We start from the raw sequence: 22881 nt of genomic DNA, 5'->3' as shown, positions 1-22881 counted from the left end.
CTTATTATGGACTTTATTATAACCACAATATTTGAAATGTGTATCTTGCGGCTGTTTGGTTTATTTGGTTGAGGAAATGTCTTTTTTTAGAATAATTAGTCTTTTTATTTCATGTTTCGGCGTTTGGAGTGGATTCTGTATTTCAGTGGGGGCACAAACGGAGCGGGATTCTTTAACAAGCTCCAGTTCGGTTCAGAACTTGATGTTTACGCCATATATTGCACCATCCTATTCTCCCGAGCTGGAATTGATGGTAACGGCAGGGGCATTGATATCATTTAAGGTGCAGCCGGATAATCCTATGCTGGGGCGGTCAAGTATTCCTTTCTCGATTGGTTATAGTACCAATAATTCCATGTCAATTTCTGTATTTCCTTATATATATGGTAAAGACGATAAGTTGAGGGTGTTGTCTCGTTTTTATTTCAGAGATATGCCTGATAATTATTGGGGGGTAGGATATGATGTGGGGAACCGAACTTCGAGTGCTGATCAAACTACCAATTATCATCGCCGATGGTGGTCGTTAGAGGGTAAGATTGTCCGCAAGGTAACAAACCGCTTTTTTGTGGGCTTAACGTATGATATAAATGAGACGAAGGCTACCGAGCTCAATGATTATATGAAGGCAGAAACGTATGTAAAGCAGTATGGCGCAGATATTTCAAACGTAGGTTTAGGTTTTATTCTGGAATATGATAGTCGCGATAATGTTCAGAATGCGCATAAAGGCGGCTTGCTAAGTGTAGCTTTCTCCGAATATAATAAAATCATCAATATATCGGGGTATGAATTCAACAAATTAACCTTGGATGCCAGAAAGTACTTTCCAATAGAATATAGAAAAACGCTGGCCATGCAGGTAAAAACTGAGTATGCAGATGGTGCGGTGCCTTGGACTGAACTACCGCATTTGGGAACCATGTTCGACCTCCGTGGATATCAAAAAGGAAGGTTTAGGGATAAGTCAATGCTTTTCGGGATTATGGAATACAGGCATATGTTTGAAAGACGCAGGATAAACCGAAAAGGTAATTATGAAAGCCCGTTTGGAGTTGTTGGCTGGATAGGATTAGGTTCTGTAGCGCCTGCATACCGACAGATGGATCATTGGCTGGCGAATTTTGGGGCCGGGATCAGATATGAAATCCAACCCCGGCTAAATGTTCGGATAGATTATGGTTTCGGCAAAGACAATCAAGGTTTGTATGTGTCTATTAGTGAGGCGTTTTAATTATTGAGATCTAAATTTTAATCATCATCATATTTCCAATCAATGCCTTGTTGTTTTCGAAATTCATGTTCTCATTCTCCGGTTCAAAACTGAGTTTAAACTGGTTGTTGCCCTTTTCCAACTTTAAACCAATAATATTTGTATTGCCGATACTGGCCCATTCATGGAGACCTCTTTGCGCCATGATAACAGGAGACGTTATTTCGCCATTAACCCATAAAGTTCTGATAGCACATTTGTTATCCGTATTCCAGGGGCCGTTACCATTGCTGTATTCGAAATAAAGTTTGTAATAGCCTGATTCTGGAACAATAACACTCCATTCAATATTTCTATTCTTTGTTTTTGAAACTTCAGTCATGTCTGGAGGCGAGGATGCTACGCTTATACTTTTATCCCTAACAAATTTATTAATGCTCGTTATTAATAAATTACTAGCATGTAAAACGGGTTCGCTTAAAAAAGAAACATCTCCTTGTTCATCAGCTGCCCTTACCGTATATTCTGCATTGGGTCCCGAGATATCTATACTGGTATCCTTTACAGTCTTAAAGAGTTCGCCGTTTTTAAACACTTCATATGTTTGAGCACCTTCAATGCTTGTCCAATTCAGGTTAATTCCGTCAAAACTTGTTTCAGGCGTTTTCAAATGGAACTTATTGTCTATCAAATTTATCTGGCCTTTCAGAGAATTGTTAGCCAATTTAATTTCAACGGTATGTTTTCCCTCTCCAATTAACGAAACTTCATGGAGGCCACTTTCTTCCCCATCCACTCTAAACGACTTAACTTGGTTTCCATACCCGTTAATTTTAACCGTAAACTCCTTGTTTCTAATTTTTAAATTACTCAGTTGCATCTCGCCTGCATAAGTTTTGGGGATAAAAGGCGAGAAAGTCATTTTGCTGTCCGGAGTAAAGCGAATGCCGAACATGATTTTATATATCATTCCCAGATTACCGGCAACACTCCATAATTGCCTGTCGGAGTTGAGCGCTGTTATAAAGTCACCATTTTCGGCTACCATGTTTTCTTTATTGGTTAAAAACATGGCCGAAGCCCGGTAAAAAGCACTTAATCCTTGTTCCAAGGCAGTTTCGTTTCCTGCTTTAGCTGCCGACATATTCCAGAAAGCTTGAACAAAAGGCCAGACGCCGTTATTGTGGTATGGTCGCATATCAGGTATTTGCGGGTAAACGCATGGGATTCCCCAGGTAAGTACAGGTGTATTTTCAATTACAGATTTACTTTTCTCTTCAGCCACATCAAATAAAACGGAAAATGCTTCGCCAAGCGCTTCAGCTTTTGGAGATTCATAGGTAAAATACCTGCCGTACAAATATTGTGTGTAGTAACCTTTTTCGGGATTCCAGAATTGTTGGTTGATCGCTTTTTTCAATTGGGCAGCCCAATCGGCATATTTCTCGGCCTGAGTCGGCATGTTTTCCAATTCTGCTATTTTTGATACAATCATTAAGGTTCGATAATGGACCAGGTTTGTTCCCAGGTTCATGGAGCTGTAAATATCTACATTATCCATCCATCTTGGATAGGTCTGAACACGCCAGTCTAAAAACGAGGATTCACCCCGATACAAACCGTTGTTTGGGTTATATACCACTTTCCTGTCATCCTCCACTGTATTGCTGATAACCTGGTAGCAGTAATCCAACCAAAGTTGGTCGCCCGAAATCAAATATAATTCCCAGGCAGCCAACGCCCATGTAGTTCTGTCTGATGATACGGGCCATGCCCCACCGGATCCCGTGTCCTGAATGATCCTGCTTCTTTTAGCCTTTCTTAACAATGATTTCCTGGCTCTCTGAATATCGGCCATCCCCATCCCCAAAACAATAGAGTAGCTTACGTCACGCGTCCATACGCCGGCCCATTTTGCACCGGTCCTGAATGTTCCATCTTCCTCGCTAAGCAAAACTGTTTCTTCTAAAGCCATGTTGTATAAAGCCTGAACCAAGTTGTTGTCTGTTTTTAGCTGCGGATAACTTGATATGTCCCTGGTAAGTTTCCAACCAGGTTTAACATATCTATCGGGATCATGGGTGTTTATGTTTAAAGTGAGTTCGTAAATATGGTCGCCATCAGTATCCTGTAATTGAACATCTTCTTGTAGGTTTTCGAAGTCGAAATTAAGCGGAACAATATTACCGGCCATAAATACCCCCTTGAAATCTTCTTTGTAAATCTTATCTCCGTTCAAGTCTTCGTAATAACCGTCTTTTTCAAAAGCGTTAAATACAGGGCTCATATCCAATTTTACGGTCATGGGCACATCGAGTTCCAGGGCTTCGTCAATACCTGCTTCTTTATCGAGATATTGCTGTCCGAAAATTATCAGCGGTGTTTGGTATTGTCCGTTTTCGGGTTTAACAACAATTTGGTGATTGGAGGCAAAAGGTAGTTCGTTGTCCTTTTGGTTGATGCTGAACTTAAGCTCAATGGTTCTCCTGCGGGGTGCATTGGCCGGACTTTTATAATTACTGGTCATTGAACCGTCAGGCAATACCTGTGCGGTGTATTCACCCTGTACCACTTTATCCCTGTACACCGTATAGTCTATGTTTTGATGTAATATTCGCGGTTTGTTTTGGCATCCTGTAATTATTGCCATTATTAGTATTATTATATAATGTTTCATTATAATATTTTAATAAAGATGTTAGATTTTTCGGTACCCATATTTAAGAGATATATCTTTTTCTAAAATACCAATAATCTGTTTTAATCTCATGTATTTTGTTATTTAAATCCTTAATTGTATTTCAATTAAAGTATAAATTTCATCATTGTAATAAAACTATGCAAAATATATAGATGAATATATTACCATTATATGATTGGTCAGTGATTTAAAGAGGGAGGGATATGCGAAAATATAAATGGAATAATGGATGTTTTAGAGATAAATCAGCCATATAGCAATTGAGTATTGCAGTTCTATATTTTTTTAATACACTTTAATAGTAACTTTGGTCGCATCTTAAACAGAGACGGATCCAGTAATTTTGGCGGTTTCTTGTCTATTTTTTAATATTTATTGGTATAACAGAATGAGCAATCATAAATTGAAACCCATCATGTTTGTGGGCACATGTTCCGATGCAGGGAAGAGTCTGGTCAATGCAGGGTTTTGCAGAGTTTTTAAACAGGACGGTTACCATCCTGCTCCTTTTAAAGCGCAAAATATGTCGCTTAATAGCTATGCGACACCGGACGGTCTAGAGATAGGTCGGGCTCAGGCGGTTCAGGCCGAGGCTTGTAAGCTAGAGCCTTCGGTGTATATGAATCCGGTTCTGTTAAAGCCCACAGGTGAGTTGAAATCGCAAATAGTCCTGATGGGAAAACCAATCGGTGATCAATCTGCCTATGAATATTTCGAGGAGAATGATAGAGCAGAGTTATTTGAAGCAGCCTGCGAATCTTTTCAAAAATTAGAGATAGAGTTTAGTCCTGTAGTAATGGAAGGAGCCGGGAGTATTTCGGAACTGAACCTGAAAAAACGGGATATAACAAACATGCGTATGGCCTTACGTGCAGGGGCTGACGTCTATTTGGTGGCGGACATAGATCGAGGCGGTATTTTTGGGAGTGTTTACGGTACCATCGCCTTGTTAACCAAAGAAGAAAAAAAAGCCGTCAAAGGGATAATTGTCAATAAGTTTAGGGGCGATGCACGTTTGTTTCGGGAAGGAAAACAGATCTTGGAGCAACTAACGGATATACCTGTGGTTGGGGTACTGCCATATTTTCAGGATTTATACGTAGAAGAAGAGGATTCGGTAAGCCTTATCAGTAAAAAAACACATGCGTTTGCCGGAAAAGTGAATATTGCGGTCATAAAATTGGAACAGCTTTCCAATTTCACAGACTTCAATGCGTTGTCAATGCATCCATCGGTTAATTTATATTATACGGTCGATATATACGAACTGCGAAATGCCGATATAATAATTATTCCGGGATCAAAAAATTCGATTTCGGATTTGAACGTGCTGAAATCATCAGGTGTAGATAAGGAAATAGTAAACGCATCTGAATGCGGAAAGGTAATTATTGGTATTTGCGGGGGATATCAGATGATGGGCGTCTCAATAAAAGACCCCGATGGAGTTGAGGGAACAGCAAAGGAAACAGAAGGTTTGTGCTTGCTTCCGGTTGAAACAATACTTAAAAATTCAAAAGTGACAGAGCAGGGGGAGTTTTATTTTAGGGAACACGAAGAGCTGTGCAGAGGTTATGAAATTCACATGGGAATCACAAGCCCAGTTAACGATACTTATAAACCAGTAAATACATTACCTGACGGGAGTGGAGAAGGATGCTGGGGCAACCATAAGTGTTGGGGTTCTTATTTTCATGGCATACTCGATAATCAGATTGTAATTCAGGAATTATTACGAACTTTCAATGTGGATGATCATGACTTTGATTACAACAGATACAAGGAAGAAAACTACGATAAACTGGCAGGTTATATGCGCGAATATATAGATTTGGAATATGTTTATAAACACTTGAAAAGCTGAGCTGCTTTCTATTTGTAAGTTGTTTGACGTTTGTTGTTTTTTAGGTGATATTAATTGTAGTTGATTATTGGGATAGGTTACCGTATTAATCTGAAAGAAGACGCTTGACACATGAAGTGATGTATATCATGTAACTTTTTCGAATAACGAATTCATAGGAGGTTAGTTGTTTGTAAATGAATGATGTGAGATTGTTTTTTGTAAAAATGTGATAAATTGTTAAAAGTCATGATTTAGATATACTAAAATATTTAATTTTGATTCAAAACAAACACAAAATTAAACAGATTGCCATGGATGCTAAAATAAAAGAGTTTATAGATGGTGTTAGGATGAAAAATCCGGGAGAAGATGAATTTTTACAAGCTGTTGAGGAAGTGGTAGAAACAGTTTGGGACTTTTATCGCGAGAATCCTCATTATCAAAAAGCTAAGATACTTGAGCGTATGATTGAGCCCGAGCGCGTAATTATGTTTAGGGTACCATGGGTTGATGATAGTGGAGAGGTTCAGGTGAACAGAGGATTTAGAGTTGAGTTTAACAGCGCTATTGGTCCCTATAAAGGAGGTTTGCGATTTCACCCGAGTGTTACGTTAAGCGGGCTTAAGTTTTTAGGTTTTGAACAAACATTCAAAAACAGTTTGACTAGCCTGCCAATGGGAGGTGGTAAAGGAGGTTCCGATTTTAACCCGAAGGGAAAGTCGGATAACGAAATCATGCGTTTCTGTCAGGCATTTATGAGCGAGTTGTACCGTCATATTGGCCCCAATACAGATGTCCCAGCCGGGGATATTGGGGTGGGTGGTCGCGAAATAGGCTATTTGTTTGGTCAATATAAAAAGCTACGTAATGAGTTTACCGGTGTGCTTACCGGCAAAGGACACGAGTTTGGGGGCAGTTTGATTCGCCCAGAAGCTACCGGTTATGGAGCCATTTATTTCGTGCGCGAAATGTTGGCCATGAAAGGGGAAACTCTCGAAGGAAAAACCGTTGCTCTGTCAGGTTTTGGCAATGTTGCATGGGGAGCTGCACTTAAAACCGCTGAATTGGGAGGTAAGGTTGTTACCCTTTCCGGTCCGGATGGTTATATTTATGACCCGGAAGGAATATCGGGAGACAAAATTGACTTCTTGTTGGAGCTTCGTGCTTCAAACCAGGATGTGATCCAGCCTTATGCCGAAAGATATGGGGTTGAATTCTTCGAAGGCAAAAAACCTTGGGAGCAAAAGGTGGATGTCGCCATCCCTTGTGCTATCCAAAACGAACTGAACGAAAAGGATTGTAAGGCGCTTATCGATAATGGATGTCAGCTTATAGCAGAAGCTTCAAACATGGGTTGTACAGCCGAAGCGGCATATCTGGCTACCGAAAAGATTCTTTTTGCACCAGGTAAGGCTGTTAATGCAGGCGGCGTAGCTGTTTCTGGTTTGGAAATGAGCCAAAACAGTATGCGTTTTAACTGGAACCAGGAAGAAGTAGATCAAAGGTTAAATGAAATCATGATCAACATCCATAAGGTCTGTGTACAATATGGCACGGAATTAAATGGAAAAATCAATTACATCAAAGGGGCCAACGTAGGCGGTTTTGTGAAAGTGGCGGATGCCATGATTGCACAAGGTGTGGTTTAATATAAAAACAGTAAGAATAATACTAGATGAAAACCTTGGGGAGATGCATTCTTTCCGGGGTTTTCTGTTTACTCCGGGTTATCGTATTAGGGTAAATTTTGAATTGATGATAAAAAAATGCTTAAAAGCAAGATGAATTCCTGTAATTACTAGGTTCAATTGATTAGATTTGGAAATTATTTATACAGAACGATATAGTTTATGTTATTTATAGATACCCACGCACATATATATTCCGAACAATTTGATAAGGACAGGGATGAAATGATTCAGCGGGCATTCGATGTCGGCGTGGAATCTATTTTAATGCCGAATGTGGATGTTGACACCATTGAACCCATGCTGCAGATTGAGGACAAGTTTCCGGGTAAATGTTTTTCAATGATGGGTTTGCATCCCACTTCGGTTGGAAAAGATTTCGAGAAACAGCTTACTGTGATGGAAAACTGGTTGGGGAAAAGAAAGTATTGTGCGGTAGGAGAAATTGGTATCGACCTTTATTGGGATAAAACTTACCTTGCGGAACAAATTGAGGCCTTCAAAACGCAAATAGAATGGGGGAAGAAATATCAAATTCCCATTGTAATTCATGCACGGGAAGCATTTAATGAGATATTTGAGGTGCTCGATAATATGGATTTGGAAGGGGTAAGTGGGGTTTTTCACAGCTTTACCGGAACTTATGAACAGGCAAAAAAAGCATTGAGCTACAACTGCTTTAAGCTTGGCATAAATGGTGTTCTTACGTTTAAAAACGCTAAGTTGGGTGATGCAATCAAACAATATGACGTAAGCGATTTGGTGTTAGAAACAGATGCCCCATACCTAACACCAACGCCTTTCCGGGGTAAAAGGAATGAACCTATGTACCTGAAATATGTGATCGCTAAAATGGCTCAACTATTTGGGACAACCCAAGAAGAGGTTTGTAGGATTACTACAGAAAATGCCCGACAACTGTTTGGCATACAACCCTAAAAAATTAAACCAAACAGCGAATACCGAACACTGATAACTGATAACTGACAAAAAGAGGATTAAATTGAAACGTAAAGTACTTATTATTTATACCGGAGGAACCATTGGTATGGCCAACGACCCGGAAACAAATTCACTCGTGCCCTTTGATTTTTCTTTGATTGAAGAAAAAGTACCGGAGCTAAAACGTTTCGATTTCCATGTGGATAGTACTTCTTTTAACCCGATAGTGGATTCTTCGGATATGAATCTTGAAATCTGGGTGAAAATATGCACTATCATCGAGGAAAATTATGACGTTTATGATGGGTTTGTGGTATTGCACGGAACCGATACCATGTCGTACACGGCCAGTGCGATAAGTTTTATGTTTCAGAACTTGAGTAAACCAGTGGTATTTACGGGAAGTCAGTTGCCGCTGAGCACCATTCGTACCGACGGGAAGGAAAACCTGATTACAGCCTTGGATATCGCATCAACCTATAAGGATGGCGTTGCCATGGTGCCCGAAGTTTGTATATTTTTTCAGGATAAGTTGTTCAGGGGAAACCGTACCACAAAATACAATGCTGAACATTTCCGGGCTTTTCGGTCCGATAATTATCCGCCGCTGGCCGAAGTGGGCATACATATAAAGTATAACGACTCGTATATTCAAAAAGCCAAAGAGGGAACTACGTTTTCCGTGTCCAAAAAAATGGACAATAACGTCGGGCTTTTAAAACTATTTCCGGGTATGAACTATGCTTTTTTAGAAACGGTGCTACAAACCCCGGGATTAAAAGCATTGGTGCTGGAAACTTTCGGATCCGGAAATGCACCGTCCGACAAACATTTTTTGGGAATTATTGAAAAAGCGCTGCAAAAAGGGCTGATAATTTTAAATGTGACGCAGTGTTTGGCCGGAAGTGTAGCTATGGGCAGGTACCAGACCGGCATACACCTATTGGAAATGGGAGTTTTTAGTGGGGGAGACATAACTACCGAAGCTGCCGTAACTAAACTAATGTACCTGTTAGGTAATATAAAAAATATCGAAGAAGTCAAGATAAATTTAAATAAATCATTAAAAGGGGAAATCTATATCTAAACAGTTTGTATTTCCTGATTTTTTTGTATTTTGCACTCCAGAAAAACTAAGAATTTCATTTATTAACCTGTTTATTGCTTTGAAAAGGGAATTATTAGCAATTAAACTATAGTATTAACAAACTAATACAAATCAAAAATTTTTTACAGACTATGAAAAAGCTATTCGCGTTTTTTGCAGTTTTCGGAATGATGACTCTTGGAGCATCTGCCATTTACGCTCAGGATGAAACTGATGCACAAGATTTAGAAACTGTTGAGGAAGTTGCCACTGATGAGGTGGAAGGAGCAGCCGTAGATGATATGGCTGCAATGGATGATGTTGAAGCTCCTAAGGGGGTTCACAAACAAATTAAAGCAAAATTCATCGAAGGTGGTGCTATCTTTATGAGTTTCGTACTTTTATGTTTAATTTTTGGATTAGCATTAGCAATCGAAAGAATCATTTACTTGAATCTTGCTTCTACTAACACTAAAAAATTACTTCAAAGTATTGAAGACTCGTTGAACGAAGGTGGTGTTGAAGCGGCAAAAGAAGTTTGTCGTAACACCAAAGGTCCGGTTGCTTCTATTTTTTATCAAGGTTTAGACCGAATTGATGAGGGTGTTGAAGTAGTTGAGAAATCAGTTGTTTCCTACGGATCGGTTCAAATGGGTCTATTAGAAAAAGGATTAACTTGGATTTCTTTGTTTATCGCACTGGCTCCTATGCTTGGGTTTATGGGAACAGTAATCGGTATGATCGAAGCGTTTGACAAGATCCAGGCTATGGGTGATATCTCAGCAACTGCTGTAGCAGGAGGTATTAAAGTAGCACTTATTACTACTGTATCTGGTTTGATCGTAGCTATCATCCTACAGGTGTTTTACAATTACATCGTATCTAAAATCGATGGTATTGTAAATACTATGGAAGATGCTTCTATCTCTCTATTAGATATCTTGGTAAAATACAACATGAAAAAATAATCAGAACATGAGTAAGCTTTCAAAAATATTAAGTTTTGTACTATATGCATTGATCGCTGTAACTGCCGTGTTAACTATAATGTTTTTCACAGGAGGAGATGTTCCTGGGGAAACTTTTCAAACACCGGTTTACACTGATATGATTCTTAACTGGGCTAAGTTCTTAGTGGCAGGAGCTGCTGCTGTAACTATCCTTTTTGAAGTGGTGCATGTAGTAATGAATCCAAAAAATGCTGTGCGTAGCTTAATTTCAATTGCAGTTTTAGTTGTTATTGGACTTGTTTCGTATAGCATTGCAGACAATACACCTTTGGATTTAGGTGGCTATGAGGGAAAAGATAACGTTCCTTCAATGCTTAAATTGGCAGGTGCATTTCTATATGGTACCTATGTACTTTTAGGACTTGTAATAGTTGCTATCTTTGGTGGTGAATTGTCAAGGTTATTCAAATAATTAGGAGGTAATTATGGGAAAAAGAGAAATACCGGAAGTGAATGCCGGGTCTATGGCCGACATTGCGTTCCTTCTGCTCATATTCTTCCTTGTAACTACTACCATGTCTACTGATACAGGTTTGGCAAGACGTTTGCCGCCACCTGTACCTGATGAGCAAGAGGATGATACTCCACCTATTAAAGAAAGAAACGTTTTCGCTGTTCTTTTGAACAGTAAAAACCAATTACTGGTGGAAGGTAAACCAATGAGGGTAGAAGAACTCAAGGATGCAGCTAAAGAATTTATTCTAAATGAAAATAATGACGTAAACTTACCAGAGTTTAATGATATAGAAGTTGAATTCTTTGGTATGGCTAAAGTTTCAAAAGGGGTAATTTCTTTGCAAAACGACAATGGAACTCAGTATCAGGCGTATTTGATGGTTCAAAATGAACTGCAAAGAGCTTATACAGAGGTGAGAAATGATTTAGCTCGAAATAAGTGGAATAAAGATTATGTTGAGCTTGATGAAGATCAGCAAAAGGCTATTCGTAAGATTTATCCGCAAAAGATTTCAGAGGCAGAACCTAAAAATATCGGTAAATAATGGCAAAGTTTAGAAAAAAAGGGGGTAAAGGTACTCCTGGTATTAGTACAGCTTCTTTGCCTGATATTGTTTTCATGCTTTTATTCTTTTTTATGGTATCAACTACTATGAAAGAAGTGGATTTAAAAGTAAAGATTCAGGTTCCTGAAGCTACAGAATTAGCTAAACTGGAGAAAAAAAGTTTGGTAACGTACATTTATGTGGGTGTACCAAACAAAAAGTACCAGGGAATGTATGGTACCGAGCCTCGAGTTCAGTTAAACGATGCTTTTGCTACAGTGGAAGACATTCAAAGTTATATTGCGCAGGAGCGTGAAGCAATGAAAGAAAATGATCGTCCTAAGATGACCACTTCTATCAAAGCCGACTTTGACTGTCCAATGGGTATTATTACCGAAATTAAGCAGGCATTGCGTAAAGCTCAAGCGTTAAAAATCAACTATTCGGCGCGTCAAAAAGTAGAGTACTAGTAACTCAATATACTTAAATAAAAAAAGAGGAATCAAACGATTCCTCTTTTTTTATGGCCTTTAGCGTTATAGGCTTAAGTTATCGGTCAACGGTGATTAGTCATGGATTGTCAATTGGGGATTGTTGTTAGTTGGTCAGCCAATGAATTTACGAATGGAATATATTATGGCCGGTATGTGATTTCATTCCAATGGATTAATGGCACGTAACTACAATACACTAACCCCAGTATGAGTAGTATCTGTAATACCGGCCTCTTCAAAACTGGTCATATCATTTATCATTTTTACTGCGCCCTGAATAATCGGATAAGCCAGGGCGGCACCCGTTCCTTCGCCTAATCGCAAGTCTAGGTTCAAGACAGGCTCGGCCTTTAAGTGTTGCATCATTAAAGCATGCCCGCCTTCTTTAGAATGATGTGAGTGGATGACATATTCTAAAATCACAGGGTTAATAGCTTGCGCTGCCAATAGGGCAGATGTAATAATAAAACCATCATTTAAAATCAGCATTTTTAATTCAGCAGCCTGAAGCATACCTCCCACTATGGTGGCTATCTCAAGACCTCCGAAATATGCTAATATCTCGAAAGGATCGGTTAATTCAGGCTTTTTGTCAACGGCAGCTTGGAGAATGGCCAGTTTCCTTTTAACCCCTGCGGTATTATGGCCACTACCCGGGCCCACACACTTTTTGAGTGGAATATTACAGTATAAGCTCATAAGTACAGACGCAGGTGAGGTATTTCCAATTCCCATTTCACCGAAACCTATCACATTGCATCCCTTAGTATGAATTTCTTTTACTATTTGTGCCCCGTTATGGATGGCTTGTTCACATTCTGCATGATTCATGGCTGGTTCGTGCAGAAAGTTACCGCTTGCATTCTTTATCTTTGCATTGATGATGGATGGGTGGGCGCTTAGATCATAGTTGACGCCTGCATCAACCAACGTCAATTTTATATCGTACAGTTGTGAAAAAAGTCCAATACCCCCACCCTGTTTTGAGAAATTAATCATCTGCTGCCACGTTATTTCTTGAGGGTTAGGATTAACTCCTTCGTCACAAATGTTGTGATCGGAGCCGACAACCAATATATGCGGTTGGCACAGAGAAGGGGTGAGGGTATTTTGTATACGGCAAATCTGATACGCTATTTTTTCAAGTTGACCTAACGATCCGAGAGGTTTGGTTTTATGGTCGAGATTGTATTTAATATTAGCGTTGATGTCATCCGATAAAGGGGCAATGTTAAAATTAATCATATCAAAAGCATTTATATAAAGTGCAAATATGATTAAAAAAAATTCTATTTCTTGAATAGAACTGCTTATTATGCCATCTATACGTTGAATTCAACCATAAAGATAGTTAAATTATTTATCCGGGTCCGGTCAATGGGTTTTCTCAATCCTATTTGTCGGCAGGAATGGATTGTTAGGCGAAGTTGCAACCATTAATAGGTGTCGCACAAGTAAAGATGATATGAATTCCGATTAAAAAGTGCTAAAGTATATTACACCGCTCCTTGGTCAAGCATGGTGTCGGCCACTTTAACAAAACCTCCAATGTTTGCTCCATCCATATAATTAATAAAACCACCTGGTCTGGTACCATATTTCACACAGGTTTGATGAATATGTTTCATGATGCCTTTGAGTTGTTTATCCACTTCTTCCCGGGTCCAGGAAAGGCGCATGGAATCCTGGCTCATTTCAAAACCCGATACTGCTACACCGCCAGCGTTGGCTGCTTTTCCCGGGCCATATAAAATTTTATGCCTGATAAAAACGTTAATGGCTTCAGGTGTACATGGCATATTGGCACCCTCCGATACACAAATGCAACCGTTTTTCACCAATGTTTCAGCGTCGTTTTTTTCAATTTCGTTCTGGGTAGCGCAAGGCATAACTATTTCCCCTTTTTCGTTCCATGGCCTTTGACCTTCTGCATATTTAACATTATATTTATCGGCATACTCTTTTATTCGGCCGCGAAATCTGTTTTTTAACTCCATGATAAAGTTTAATTTTTTCTTGTCAATGCCGTCGGGATCATAAATATAACCGTTACTATCCGACATGGTTAATACTTTTCCTCCTAAATCAAGTACTTTTTCTGCCGAATATTGCGCTACATTTCCGGATCCGGATATAAGAACTGTTTTGTTTTTAAGGCTTTCGTGTTGTAGGTTAAGCATTTCCTCCGCAAAATAAACATTACCATATCCTGTGGCTTCCGGACGTATGAGACTGCCTCCCCAATTGATTCCTTTGCCCGTTAAAATACCTGTAAACTCGTTTTTAATTCTTTTGTACTGTCCAAACATATAACCAATTTCACGTCCTCCCACTCCAATGTCCCCCGCAGGAACGTCGGTATTGGGGCCAATATGTCGGTAAAGTTCGGTCATAAAACTTTGGCAAAACCGCATTACTTCATTTTCGGATTTTCCTTTGGGGTCAAAATCAGAACCGCCTTTTCCTCCACCCATAGGTAAGGTGGTCAAACTGTTTTTAAATACCTGTTCGAATGCCAAAAATTTGAGAATACCGAGGTTAACAGTCGGGTGAAAACGTAACCCCCCTTTGTAAGGGCCTATGGCGCTATTCATTTCAATTCTAAAACCCCGGTTAACCATTATTTTTCCTTGATCGTTAAGCCAAGGGACTCTAAAAATGATAATACGTTCGGGTTCAACTATTCTATCTATGATACCACTATTGATGTAATGAGGATTTTCTTCCAAAAAATCGGCAATAGAAAGCAGGACTTCATGAACAGCTTGGTGAAACTCGGGCTGTGCGGGATTTTTATCGATTAACCGAGCCATAAATGACGTTACAAACGAACTGGGGGAAGTTTTCATAATGTTGAGATTTAGAGGCTTATTTTTGTTGCCGTTATTGTGGGTATTAAAAGTTAAGGAATATTGGTTTAATTTTCATAAAAATTCGTTGGTTATATTATTAATGTCCATGATATAGTGATGCGTATTGTTCCTGTATTCGTTATGGATGTGTTATATCCGTGCAAAAAGACATTATTTAATTAACTTTACTCACGTAGGACACATTTTGCATGTTATTCGAAAAAAGATGACAATGGATTTTTCAAGTATATTTACGCAAACTGCATTTAATAAATTAATGCAGAGGCGTATTCAATCCGTACTTTTGATTTCAAGTAGTTACGACGCATTTCTTTTAGAAGAGGATGGAAGGATTGAAGAACAGATTTTTAATGAGTATGTGGCGCTGAATTTAAGATATCCCCCCAGGTTTATTCAGGTAACAACGGCAGAGGATGCACTCCGAATATTGCAAAATGAAAAGGTCGACCTGATCATATCCATGTTGAGTGTCGGAGGAATGGACCCCTTCAGTCTTTCCAAAAATATTAAAGTTGATCATCCCCATATACCTTTTGTTGTATTAACACCGTTTTCCCGGGAGGTAAGTTTGAAACTTAGCAGGGAAGATACAAGTGCCATCGATTATGTTTTTTGCTGGCTCGGAAATGCGGATATACTGGTTGCAATCATTAAACTTATTGAAGATGAGATGAATGCGGAGCTCGATATATTAGAGGTAGGTGTTCAATGCATCGTGCTGGTGGAGGATTCAATTAGGTACTATTCAAGTTATTTGCCGATTATTTACCGTATTGTTTTTAATCAGTCTAAAAAATTTATGACTGAAGGGTTAAACGAACACCAAAAGATGATGCGAATGAGAGGGCGTCCCAAAATCCTTTTGGCCCGGAACTTCGAGGAAGCGATAGAGATATACCAGAAATACAAGACTAACGTGCTGGGGCTTATTTCGGATGTATCCTTTTACAAAAATGGAGAGAAGTGTAGCAACGCAGGTATAGAGTTGGCCAATACAGTTAAAAATGAAGATGCTTATATGCCTTTTTTGTTACAATCCTCGGATATTGGTGTTGCTCAGGTAGCAAAAGATATTAGGGTAGGATTTTTATATAAATATTCGAAAAGCCTGTTGCAAGAGCTAAAACAATTTTTAAAGGTAAATTTGGCCTTTGGTGATTTTATTTTTGTGGATCCGGAGTCGCATCAAGAGGTGGGAAGGGTAAGTAACTTAAAAGAGTTGCAGGAAAAGCTGTTTGACCTACCTGATAGTTCTTTGCGTTATCATTTTCAGCGCGATCACGTGTCGAAATGGCTTAAAGCCAGGGCCCTGTTTCCAATTGCGGAGGTGATTAAAAATTTGCGTATAGAGGATTTTGAGAGCCTGGAAGCTACTAAGCATTTTCTGCACGATACCATTGTCAATTTCCGGATATCTAAGAGCAAGGGTGTAATTGCCACTTTTGACCCCAACAGGTATGATAAATATGTGAAGTTTGCCCGCATTGGCGAAGGTTCTATTGGAGGTAAGGCGAGAGGACTAGCTTTCTTAAACCTGATTATCAGTAAAAATTTCCAGGAGTTGAACTTTGAAGAGTTGGATATCACCATACCCCGAACCGTGGTAATTGGTACCGATATATTTGAGTTGTTTATGGATAGAAACAACTTGTACGAGATAGCCCTGTCCGATTTGCCGGATGAAGAGATTCTGGAGCACTTTGTGAATGCCAAATTGCCGCATAGGTCCGACCGTTATTTGAGACAGTTTATTTCGGCTATTGACAACCCCATTGCCATTCGTTCTTCCAGTGTATTGGAAGATAGTCACTATCAACCCTTCGCAGGTATTTATTCAACCTACATGGTTTCTAATACCGATGAGGTTGAAGTGGTAATGAAACAGATTGGAGATGCGATAAAATGTGTTTATGCATCTGTTTTCTTCAAGAGCAGCAAGGCTTACATGCAGGCCACCATGAATATTATTGATGAAGAGAGGATGGGTATTGTGCTGCAGGAGGTGGTGGGGCAGCAACATGGGAATCGTTTTTATCCGACAATCTCGGGAGTAGCACGTTCGGTAAATTTTTATCCCATATCACCAGAAAAAGCCGAAGATGGAATTGTTAATGTGGCTCTGGGCCTGGGGAAACAAATTGTGGAAGGAGGGGTTTCCTTGCGTTTCTCGCCTAGCTATCCACAAAAAGCACTGCAGCTGTCTTCCCCTGAAATGACCATACGAGACACACAAAAAAAGTTTTTTGCACTGGATTTGGACAATACCACTTTTGTGCCTTCGGTGAATGACGCCGTAAATTTGCAGCACCTGGAGATTAAAAAGGCTCTGGAAGATGGATCGTTAAGGTGGCTAGGATCAACCTATGATTATCAAAATAACATTATTAGAGATGGGGTAATGTATAAGGGTATCCCTTTGGTAACTTTTTCCAATATTCTTAAGAACGATGTATTTCCGTTGGCCAAGGTCGTGAAAACGGTGTTGGAAATAGGACAAAAGGAAATGAATCAGCCGGTTGAGGTTGAGTTTGCTGTGGATTTGCAAAAAACCAAAGGGAAACCTGTTTTCTATCCGTTGCAGATTAGGCCAATTGTGGAAGGAGAGTTGTCCTTCAAAGAAAATCTGGAAGAGCTTCTGGCCGAGGATCAGTTGGTGTATTCGAAATCGGCGTTAGGTAACGGAATCATTGATGATATTTACGATGTGGTGTTCGTGAAATCGGAGGGTTTTTTGCCTGCGAGTATGATAAAAATGGTAGCCAACATCGAAAAAATAAATGATGTCTTACTTTCCGAAAACAGGAATTATATATTAATAGGTCCGGGTAGATGGGGGTCTCAGGATCCTTGGTTAGGTATTCCCGTAAAATGGACACAGATATCCGGAGCCAGGGTAATCATAGAGACTGCGCTGGATGGGTTTTGTGTTGACCCCAGCCAGGGAACCCATTTCTTTCAAAATCTTACTTCGTTAAGGGTGGGTTATATGACAGTTAATACGGTAACCGGCGACGGCCATTATAACGAGGAGTATTTAATGTCAAGAACTGCAGTGTACGAGGATGAATGGATTAAACACGTTCGTTTCAACAACCCGGCGGTTATAAAATTAGACGGTAAAAAGGGGATTGGCGCAATATCTAACCCCCGGGATTAATACCAATAAGGTGTTACAGCGTGTGTGGCCATATTAACTCAGGTGGTGTTTGATTTTGCCGATCAAATCTTCGGGTTGAAAAGGTTTGCTGATATAGTCATCCATACCACTGGCCATACATCTTTCTTTATCCTCGGGGAATGCATTTGCGGTAACAGCAATAATTGGAGTGTGCGTATTGGTGCTTTTTTCGATTTCACGAATTTTCTGGGTAGCTTTTAAACCATCCATTATCGGCATCTGAACATCCATCAGAATTAAATCGTATTTAGCTTTTCCAAACTTATCTAAAGCTTCTTTGCCATTGTATGCAACTTCAATTTTCTTTACTTCATTTTTAATATATAATATTATTATCTGTTGATTACTAAAGTTGTCTTCCACCAAAAGAATGTTTGCATCTTTAATTTCAACAGATGTTTTAAAGAATGAGTCCGTATTGGAAATTTTTTCTTTGATATTTTGAACTGAGTAGCTTTGCGTATTTTCCATAAATGTGATGCCGAATTCAAAGGTTGTCTTTTCAGGTTCGGGGTAAATAGCAAAGGTATGCCCATCCTGTTCTATTAATTTCTGTGTGAGACCGAGTTCTAAAAACTGAATATGCTTTGAAGTATTCAGCCTTAATACATCATTGTTGTATAACGACTCATCCGACTTGTACTCCTTGGGAAAAGGGATATTGCCATAACTGGTAAGTTTAAATATTAATTCGATAGTACCAGGCATATTGTTAGAACGTGATACTTCAATGTTAATTTGTTTGTCTTCGGAAATGTTGTATTTAGCAATGCCGTTTAAAATATTAAGGAATATTTGTTTCGTTTTAATGGCGTTCCCGGTCATAGTAGATGGAATATCGGCCGAAAATGATAAACTGAACTTTTGTTTGCTGTTGTTCTCTGAAAATAGCCTGATAGTATTGTTGAGTGTAGAATATAGGTTAAAACTTATTTTTTCCTCCTGAATTGGGTTCAGTCCTGATTTTTGCGTAGAAACCATGTTGGAAACCACGTTTACCAAATTGTTAGCTGATGCATGAATGGTGTTGATATAATCTCTTTGATCATCTGTGAGATTGGTTTTTCCCAAAATATCCAGGATGCCTGTAATATTGCTCAACGGTGTACGTATTTGCCTGGAAAGATTTGATATTTGCTCCTCTTGCGAAGTTTTTGTGTTTTGAGAATTTATCATCGCGCGCTCCTTGGTGAGCATTACTTCAGCAAAGATAAATTTGAGGCAGTACGCTATAATAAATGAAAAAACAAAAAATACGGATACTAAAATCTTTAGGTTTAGCGAATATATTTGCGCCTGGGGTACAAATTGACTCAAAACCAGAAAGTCGAGCAGCACAAAGGCAAACAGGGCAAGAGAAGATATAGCACCGATTTTCCGACTAAACAGGTTGATGGCAATAAACGGGAAGATACCTATCCAGAAAATATTGACACCTGTAGAGCCACCAAAAACAATAAAGAAAAGTAAGGTTAAAATCACAAATGAAAACAATATCTCCTTGTAATACATGGCATTGGGACGTCTTCCCATATATAAATAATTAAAGGCGAATAAAACACTAAAGAAAAGCAGGGGGCCGGCAAAAAACAGACTTTCCTCCAGAAGAGAAACAATACCCTCGATAAAAACAATTACAAAAAGAAAGAAATTTAGAACGTTGGTTAAAAGTAATGTAGTTTTGGTTTCAACTTCCAGTTTTTCATCCTGGTCAAAAGAAAAAAGTAATAAAAATTTGTTAATGAACTTCATGTTTTCTAATTGTCTATTTGGCAATGACCTAAATGTAATCAATATAATGCTAATGGCTAGCTGAAAACATCGTTGTGTTGATGTGTCGGCCTAAAAAAACGCATTATTATGCAATATTTATGCGATTAACTAAAACTAACGATAAAGATATTATAAAAATACTTTTCCGTATAGAAATTCTAAAATTTATCAAATAAAATGGATAGTAATTGAATTTGTAGACATTAATTATTTATTAGTTTATGCTGTATTTATATTGTTGTTCAATTGAATAGCTTTAAGGTGGATTTTTAAGGGTAACAATAACAGAATTTATTCGTTATATAGATAATTAAATAATTATGCTATATGAAATGTAAATAATACAGAATGGTATAAAATAAAATGCATAAAAATACAATGTCAATGAAGAAAGTAGTTTTTAACCTATTGCTGATGTTTGTGGTTACTTCTGTTGGTGCACAACATCATTTGCCATCAGATCAGGATTACAAGGATTTTCTGAACACGAAAACCTTTGTTGTAATGGACGAAAACCCTATGTCTGACTTTAATTTTATGATCAAAAAGGTAATGCCAAATGTTTGGAGCCTTACGGATTACGAATTTATTACACAGTCGGAGTTTAAAGAAAAACGAAGAGATCCATCCTATTCTTTTATTGTTACCTCTACCGTAACCTTCGACAGGGACAAAACCAAGGCAAGGTATACATTTGTGAGCTTATTAATGGGGAAGGATGTTTATTCCATCACGGATATGCCCGACCTCTGTTCAATCCCTTTGTCATACCATAGGGTTGAAGATGATAGTTATGCTTATAAAATGGAAGGTTTTATCCGCTTTATTCAGGATCATGTTAAACTGGTGAATCAAAACCCGCAGGTAATCAGTAGGAACATGTTCAAATATTACAATAAAAATATCAGGAGTTTGAGCAATAAGAAACTATTGCTTGTGAAAGATGACCTGGCTCCGGATGCGAATAGCATTTCTAAAATACAAAAGGTATATCCTTACAAGGTAGAAATTGTTGCGCAGGAAGACGTGACCAAAGCAATTCAGGACAAAGATCCGGATGTGGTTTTTCTGCACAAGGTGGGACCCGAGGGAACCCGTTACAAAGCACGCTGTTACAAAATTATTATAGGTGCTGCCGATTCGCAATTTTACTATTTCGATTGGCATATGGTTAGCCTTAAAAATCGCGATGGATTAATGCTGAAAGACTTTAAAGTGATGGGTAAGCAATAATTACCACCCATAAATTATATAAACCCTGTTGACTTTGGTTATCAGGGTTTTTTTATGATTGTTTTCTAATGAAACTTATTTGTGATAAATTTGTGGGTTCATTTAAGTAAAAACATATTTAAGCAATTATGTCCGACGATAAAAAGATAATTTTTTCAATGGTTGGGGTAAGCAAAGTTGTGCCGCCCCAAAAAAAAATATTAAACAATATTTACCTCTCGTTTTTTTATGGTGCCAAAATTGGCATCATTGGTTTAAACGGTTCCGGAAAGTCAACGCTCATGAAGATAATCGCCGGTGTGGAAAAAGACTTCCAGGGAGAAGTCGTTTCTTCACAAGGTTTCTCGGTGGGTTATTTGGAGCAGGAGCCTGCGCTAGACGAAGAGAAAACGGTTAAACAGATTGTGGAAGAAGGCGTTCAGGAAGTGGTCGATGTTTTAAATGCCTATAATCAGGTTAACGAAAAATTTGCCGACCCAGAAGTGCTGGAAGATCCGGATAAGATGGACGCCTTAATGAATGAACAGACTAAACTTCAGGAAAAGATCGATCAATATGATGCCTGGAATTTGGATACGAAGCTGGAACGTGCCATGGATGCCTTACGTTGCCCTGAAGAAGATAAACAGGTGAAGTACCTTTCGGGAGGAGAAAGAAGAAGAGTGGCTTTATGTCGTCTGCTGTTAAAAGAACCTGATGTGTTGCTGTTGGATGAGCCTACCAACCACTTGGATGCAGAATCGGTTCAGTGGTTGGAAATGCACCTGCAACAATACAAAGGAACAGTTATTTCTATAACCCATGACCGCTATTTTTTGGATAATGTTGCCGGATGGATTCTGGAGCTGGACAGGGGAGAGGGTATTCCCTGGAAAGGTAATTACTCTTCGTGGTTAGAACAGAAAACCAGTCGTATGGCACAAGAAGAAAAAACAGCCTCCAAAAGAAGGAAAACTCTGGAAAGGGAATTGGAGTGGGTTCGAATGGCTCCCAAAGCTCGTCATGCTAAATCAAAAGCACGTCTGTCGGCCTATGATAAATTAATGGACGAAGGGGTAAAGGAGAAAGAAGAGAAACTTGAAATCTTTATCCCTAATGGCCCAAGGTTGGGAGACAAGGTGATTGAAGCACATCAGGTGGCCAAAGGATTCGACGATCGGTTGTTGTTTGATAATTTGGAGTTCGTACTTCCTAAAAACGGTATAGTCGGTGTAATTGGCCCCAATGGAGCCGGTAAGACTACCCTTTTCAGGATGATTATGGATAAAGAGAAGGTTGACAAAGGAACGTTCACGGTAGGAGAAACAGTGAAAATCGCCTATGTGGATCAAACACACGAGGCCATTGACCCTGAAAAAAGCATTTTTCAAGTCATTGCAAACGGCCAGGAAACCATAAAGGTCGGGGGGCGTGAGCTTAACGCCAGGGCCTATATTAGCAGGTTTAATTTTGCCGGGGGCGATCAGGAAAAAAAATGTGGGGTGCTTTCAGGTGGAGAGAGAAACCGCTTGCACCTGGCTATGACGTTGAAAGAAGAGGCCAATGTGCTGCTGCTTGATGAGCCGACCAACGACATCGATGTCAACACGTTAAGGGCGCTTGAAGAAGGGTTGGACGATTTTGCCGGTTGTGCAGTGGTTATTTCGCACGACCGCTGGTTTCTGGACAGAATTGCCACACATATCCTGGCATTTGAAGGTGATTCTGGTGTTTACTTTTTCGAAGGGTCCTTTAGTGAATACGAAGAGAACAAAAAACGAAGATTAGGGGATATAACTCCAAAACGTATTCGTTACAAAAAGCTAATGAAATAGTCAAAAAGCTAAAACATATAAACAGCAG

At 39.1% G+C, this 22881-nt stretch carries 16 protein-coding genes; 12 read left to right on the top strand and 4 right to left on the bottom strand.

What is annotated here, in order from left to right:
- The first annotated feature begins 76 nt into the window (after nucleotides 1-76).
- Nucleotides 77-1234, top strand: a complete 1158-nt coding sequence (locus ACRD64_RS12365) for a hypothetical protein (RefSeq protein WP_430933683.1) — start codon at nucleotides 77-79, stop codon at nucleotides 1232-1234.
- 10 nt (nucleotides 1235-1244) lie between these two features.
- Here ACRD64_RS12365 and ACRD64_RS12360 read toward each other — a convergent pair whose 3' ends face one another.
- A complete protein-coding gene (locus ACRD64_RS12360; protein ID WP_430933682.1) occupies nucleotides 1245-3863 on the bottom strand; it encodes a hypothetical protein in 2619 nt (872 codons plus the stop codon).
- Nucleotides 3864-4302: 439 nt separating this feature from the next.
- On the opposite strand from ACRD64_RS12360, the gene ACRD64_RS12355 reads away from it, so the two are divergent.
- The 8 genes from ACRD64_RS12355 to ACRD64_RS12320 all read left to right on the top strand — a co-directional run bounded on the left by ACRD64_RS12355 (nucleotide 4303) and on the right by ACRD64_RS12320 (nucleotide 11958).
- Nucleotides 4303-5778: a cobyric acid synthase gene (locus tag ACRD64_RS12355; protein ID WP_430933680.1), complete on the top strand. Its 1476-nt coding sequence runs from the start codon at nucleotides 4303-4305 to the stop codon at nucleotides 5776-5778.
- A gap of 293 nt (nucleotides 5779-6071) precedes the next feature.
- On the top strand, nucleotides 6072-7409 hold the full coding sequence (gdhA, locus tag ACRD64_RS12350) for an NADP-specific glutamate dehydrogenase (RefSeq protein ID WP_430933678.1): 1338 nt from the start codon (nucleotides 6072-6074) through the stop codon (nucleotides 7407-7409).
- A 201-nt stretch (nucleotides 7410-7610) separates the two neighbouring features.
- Nucleotides 7611-8387, top strand: a complete 777-nt coding sequence (locus tag ACRD64_RS12345; RefSeq protein ID WP_430933677.1) for a TatD family hydrolase — start codon at nucleotides 7611-7613, stop codon at nucleotides 8385-8387.
- A gap of 64 nt (nucleotides 8388-8451) precedes the next feature.
- Complete coding sequence (locus ACRD64_RS12340) at nucleotides 8452-9477, top strand: asparaginase (RefSeq protein WP_430933676.1); 1026 nt, start codon at nucleotides 8452-8454, stop codon at nucleotides 9475-9477.
- 152 nt (nucleotides 9478-9629) lie between these two features.
- On the top strand, nucleotides 9630-10445 hold the full coding sequence (locus tag ACRD64_RS12335) for a MotA/TolQ/ExbB proton channel family protein (RefSeq protein WP_430933675.1): 816 nt from the start codon (nucleotides 9630-9632) through the stop codon (nucleotides 10443-10445).
- A 7-nt stretch (nucleotides 10446-10452) separates the two neighbouring features.
- Nucleotides 10453-10899, top strand: coding sequence for a hypothetical protein (locus ACRD64_RS12330; RefSeq protein ID WP_430933674.1), 447 nt, complete (start codon nucleotides 10453-10455; stop codon nucleotides 10897-10899).
- 13 nt (nucleotides 10900-10912) lie between these two features.
- Nucleotides 10913-11488 carry an ExbD/TolR family protein gene (locus ACRD64_RS12325; RefSeq protein WP_430933673.1) on the top strand — a complete coding sequence of 192 codons (576 nt, stop codon included), beginning with the start codon at nucleotides 10913-10915 and terminating at the stop codon, nucleotides 11486-11488.
- Entirely contained in the window at nucleotides 11488-11958 is a 471-nt protein-coding gene (locus ACRD64_RS12320; protein ID WP_430933672.1) for an ExbD/TolR family protein, read from the top strand. The genes ACRD64_RS12325 and ACRD64_RS12320 overlap by 1 nt, the downstream gene beginning before the upstream one ends.
- A 210-nt stretch (nucleotides 11959-12168) precedes the next feature.
- On the opposite strand, the gene cobT is transcribed toward ACRD64_RS12320, so the two are convergent.
- A complete protein-coding gene (gene cobT, locus ACRD64_RS12315) occupies nucleotides 12169-13227 on the bottom strand; it encodes a nicotinate-nucleotide--dimethylbenzimidazole phosphoribosyltransferase (RefSeq protein WP_430933671.1) in 1059 nt (352 codons plus the stop codon).
- 251 nt (nucleotides 13228-13478) lie between these two features.
- A complete protein-coding gene (gene gdhA, locus ACRD64_RS12310) occupies nucleotides 13479-14831 on the bottom strand; it encodes an NADP-specific glutamate dehydrogenase (RefSeq protein WP_430933670.1) in 1353 nt (450 codons plus the stop codon).
- A 235-nt stretch (nucleotides 14832-15066) separates the two neighbouring features.
- Here gdhA (ACRD64_RS12310) and ACRD64_RS12305 point away from each other — a divergent pair, with 235 nt between their 5' ends.
- Entirely contained in the window at nucleotides 15067-18012 is a 2946-nt protein-coding gene (locus ACRD64_RS12305) for a PEP/pyruvate-binding domain-containing protein (RefSeq protein WP_430933669.1), read from the top strand.
- A gap of 33 nt (nucleotides 18013-18045) precedes the next feature.
- Here ACRD64_RS12305 and ACRD64_RS12300 read toward each other — a convergent pair whose 3' ends face one another.
- Entirely contained in the window at nucleotides 18046-19785 is a 1740-nt protein-coding gene (locus tag ACRD64_RS12300; RefSeq protein WP_430933668.1) for a response regulator, read from the bottom strand.
- 405 nt (nucleotides 19786-20190) lie between these two features.
- On the opposite strand from ACRD64_RS12300, the gene ACRD64_RS12295 reads away from it, so the two are divergent.
- Together ACRD64_RS12295 and ettA are read left to right on the top strand one after the other, a co-directional pair.
- The gene (locus ACRD64_RS12295) at nucleotides 20191-21039 is read left to right on the top strand and encodes a hypothetical protein (RefSeq protein ID WP_430933667.1); all 849 of its coding nucleotides are present in this window, start codon (nucleotides 20191-20193) and stop codon (nucleotides 21037-21039) included.
- A gap of 128 nt (nucleotides 21040-21167) precedes the next feature.
- A complete protein-coding gene (ettA, locus tag ACRD64_RS12290; protein ID WP_430933666.1) occupies nucleotides 21168-22853 on the top strand; it encodes an energy-dependent translational throttle protein EttA in 1686 nt (561 codons plus the stop codon).
- Nucleotides 22854-22881 lie beyond the last annotated feature (28 nt).

This window comes from Saccharicrinis sp. 156, from assembly GCF_050589685.1.
In the GTDB taxonomy this organism is placed as follows: Bacteria; Bacteroidota; Bacteroidia; order Bacteroidales; family Marinilabiliaceae; genus Saccharicrinis.
This window is presented reverse-complemented; position numbering and strand designations above follow the sequence as displayed.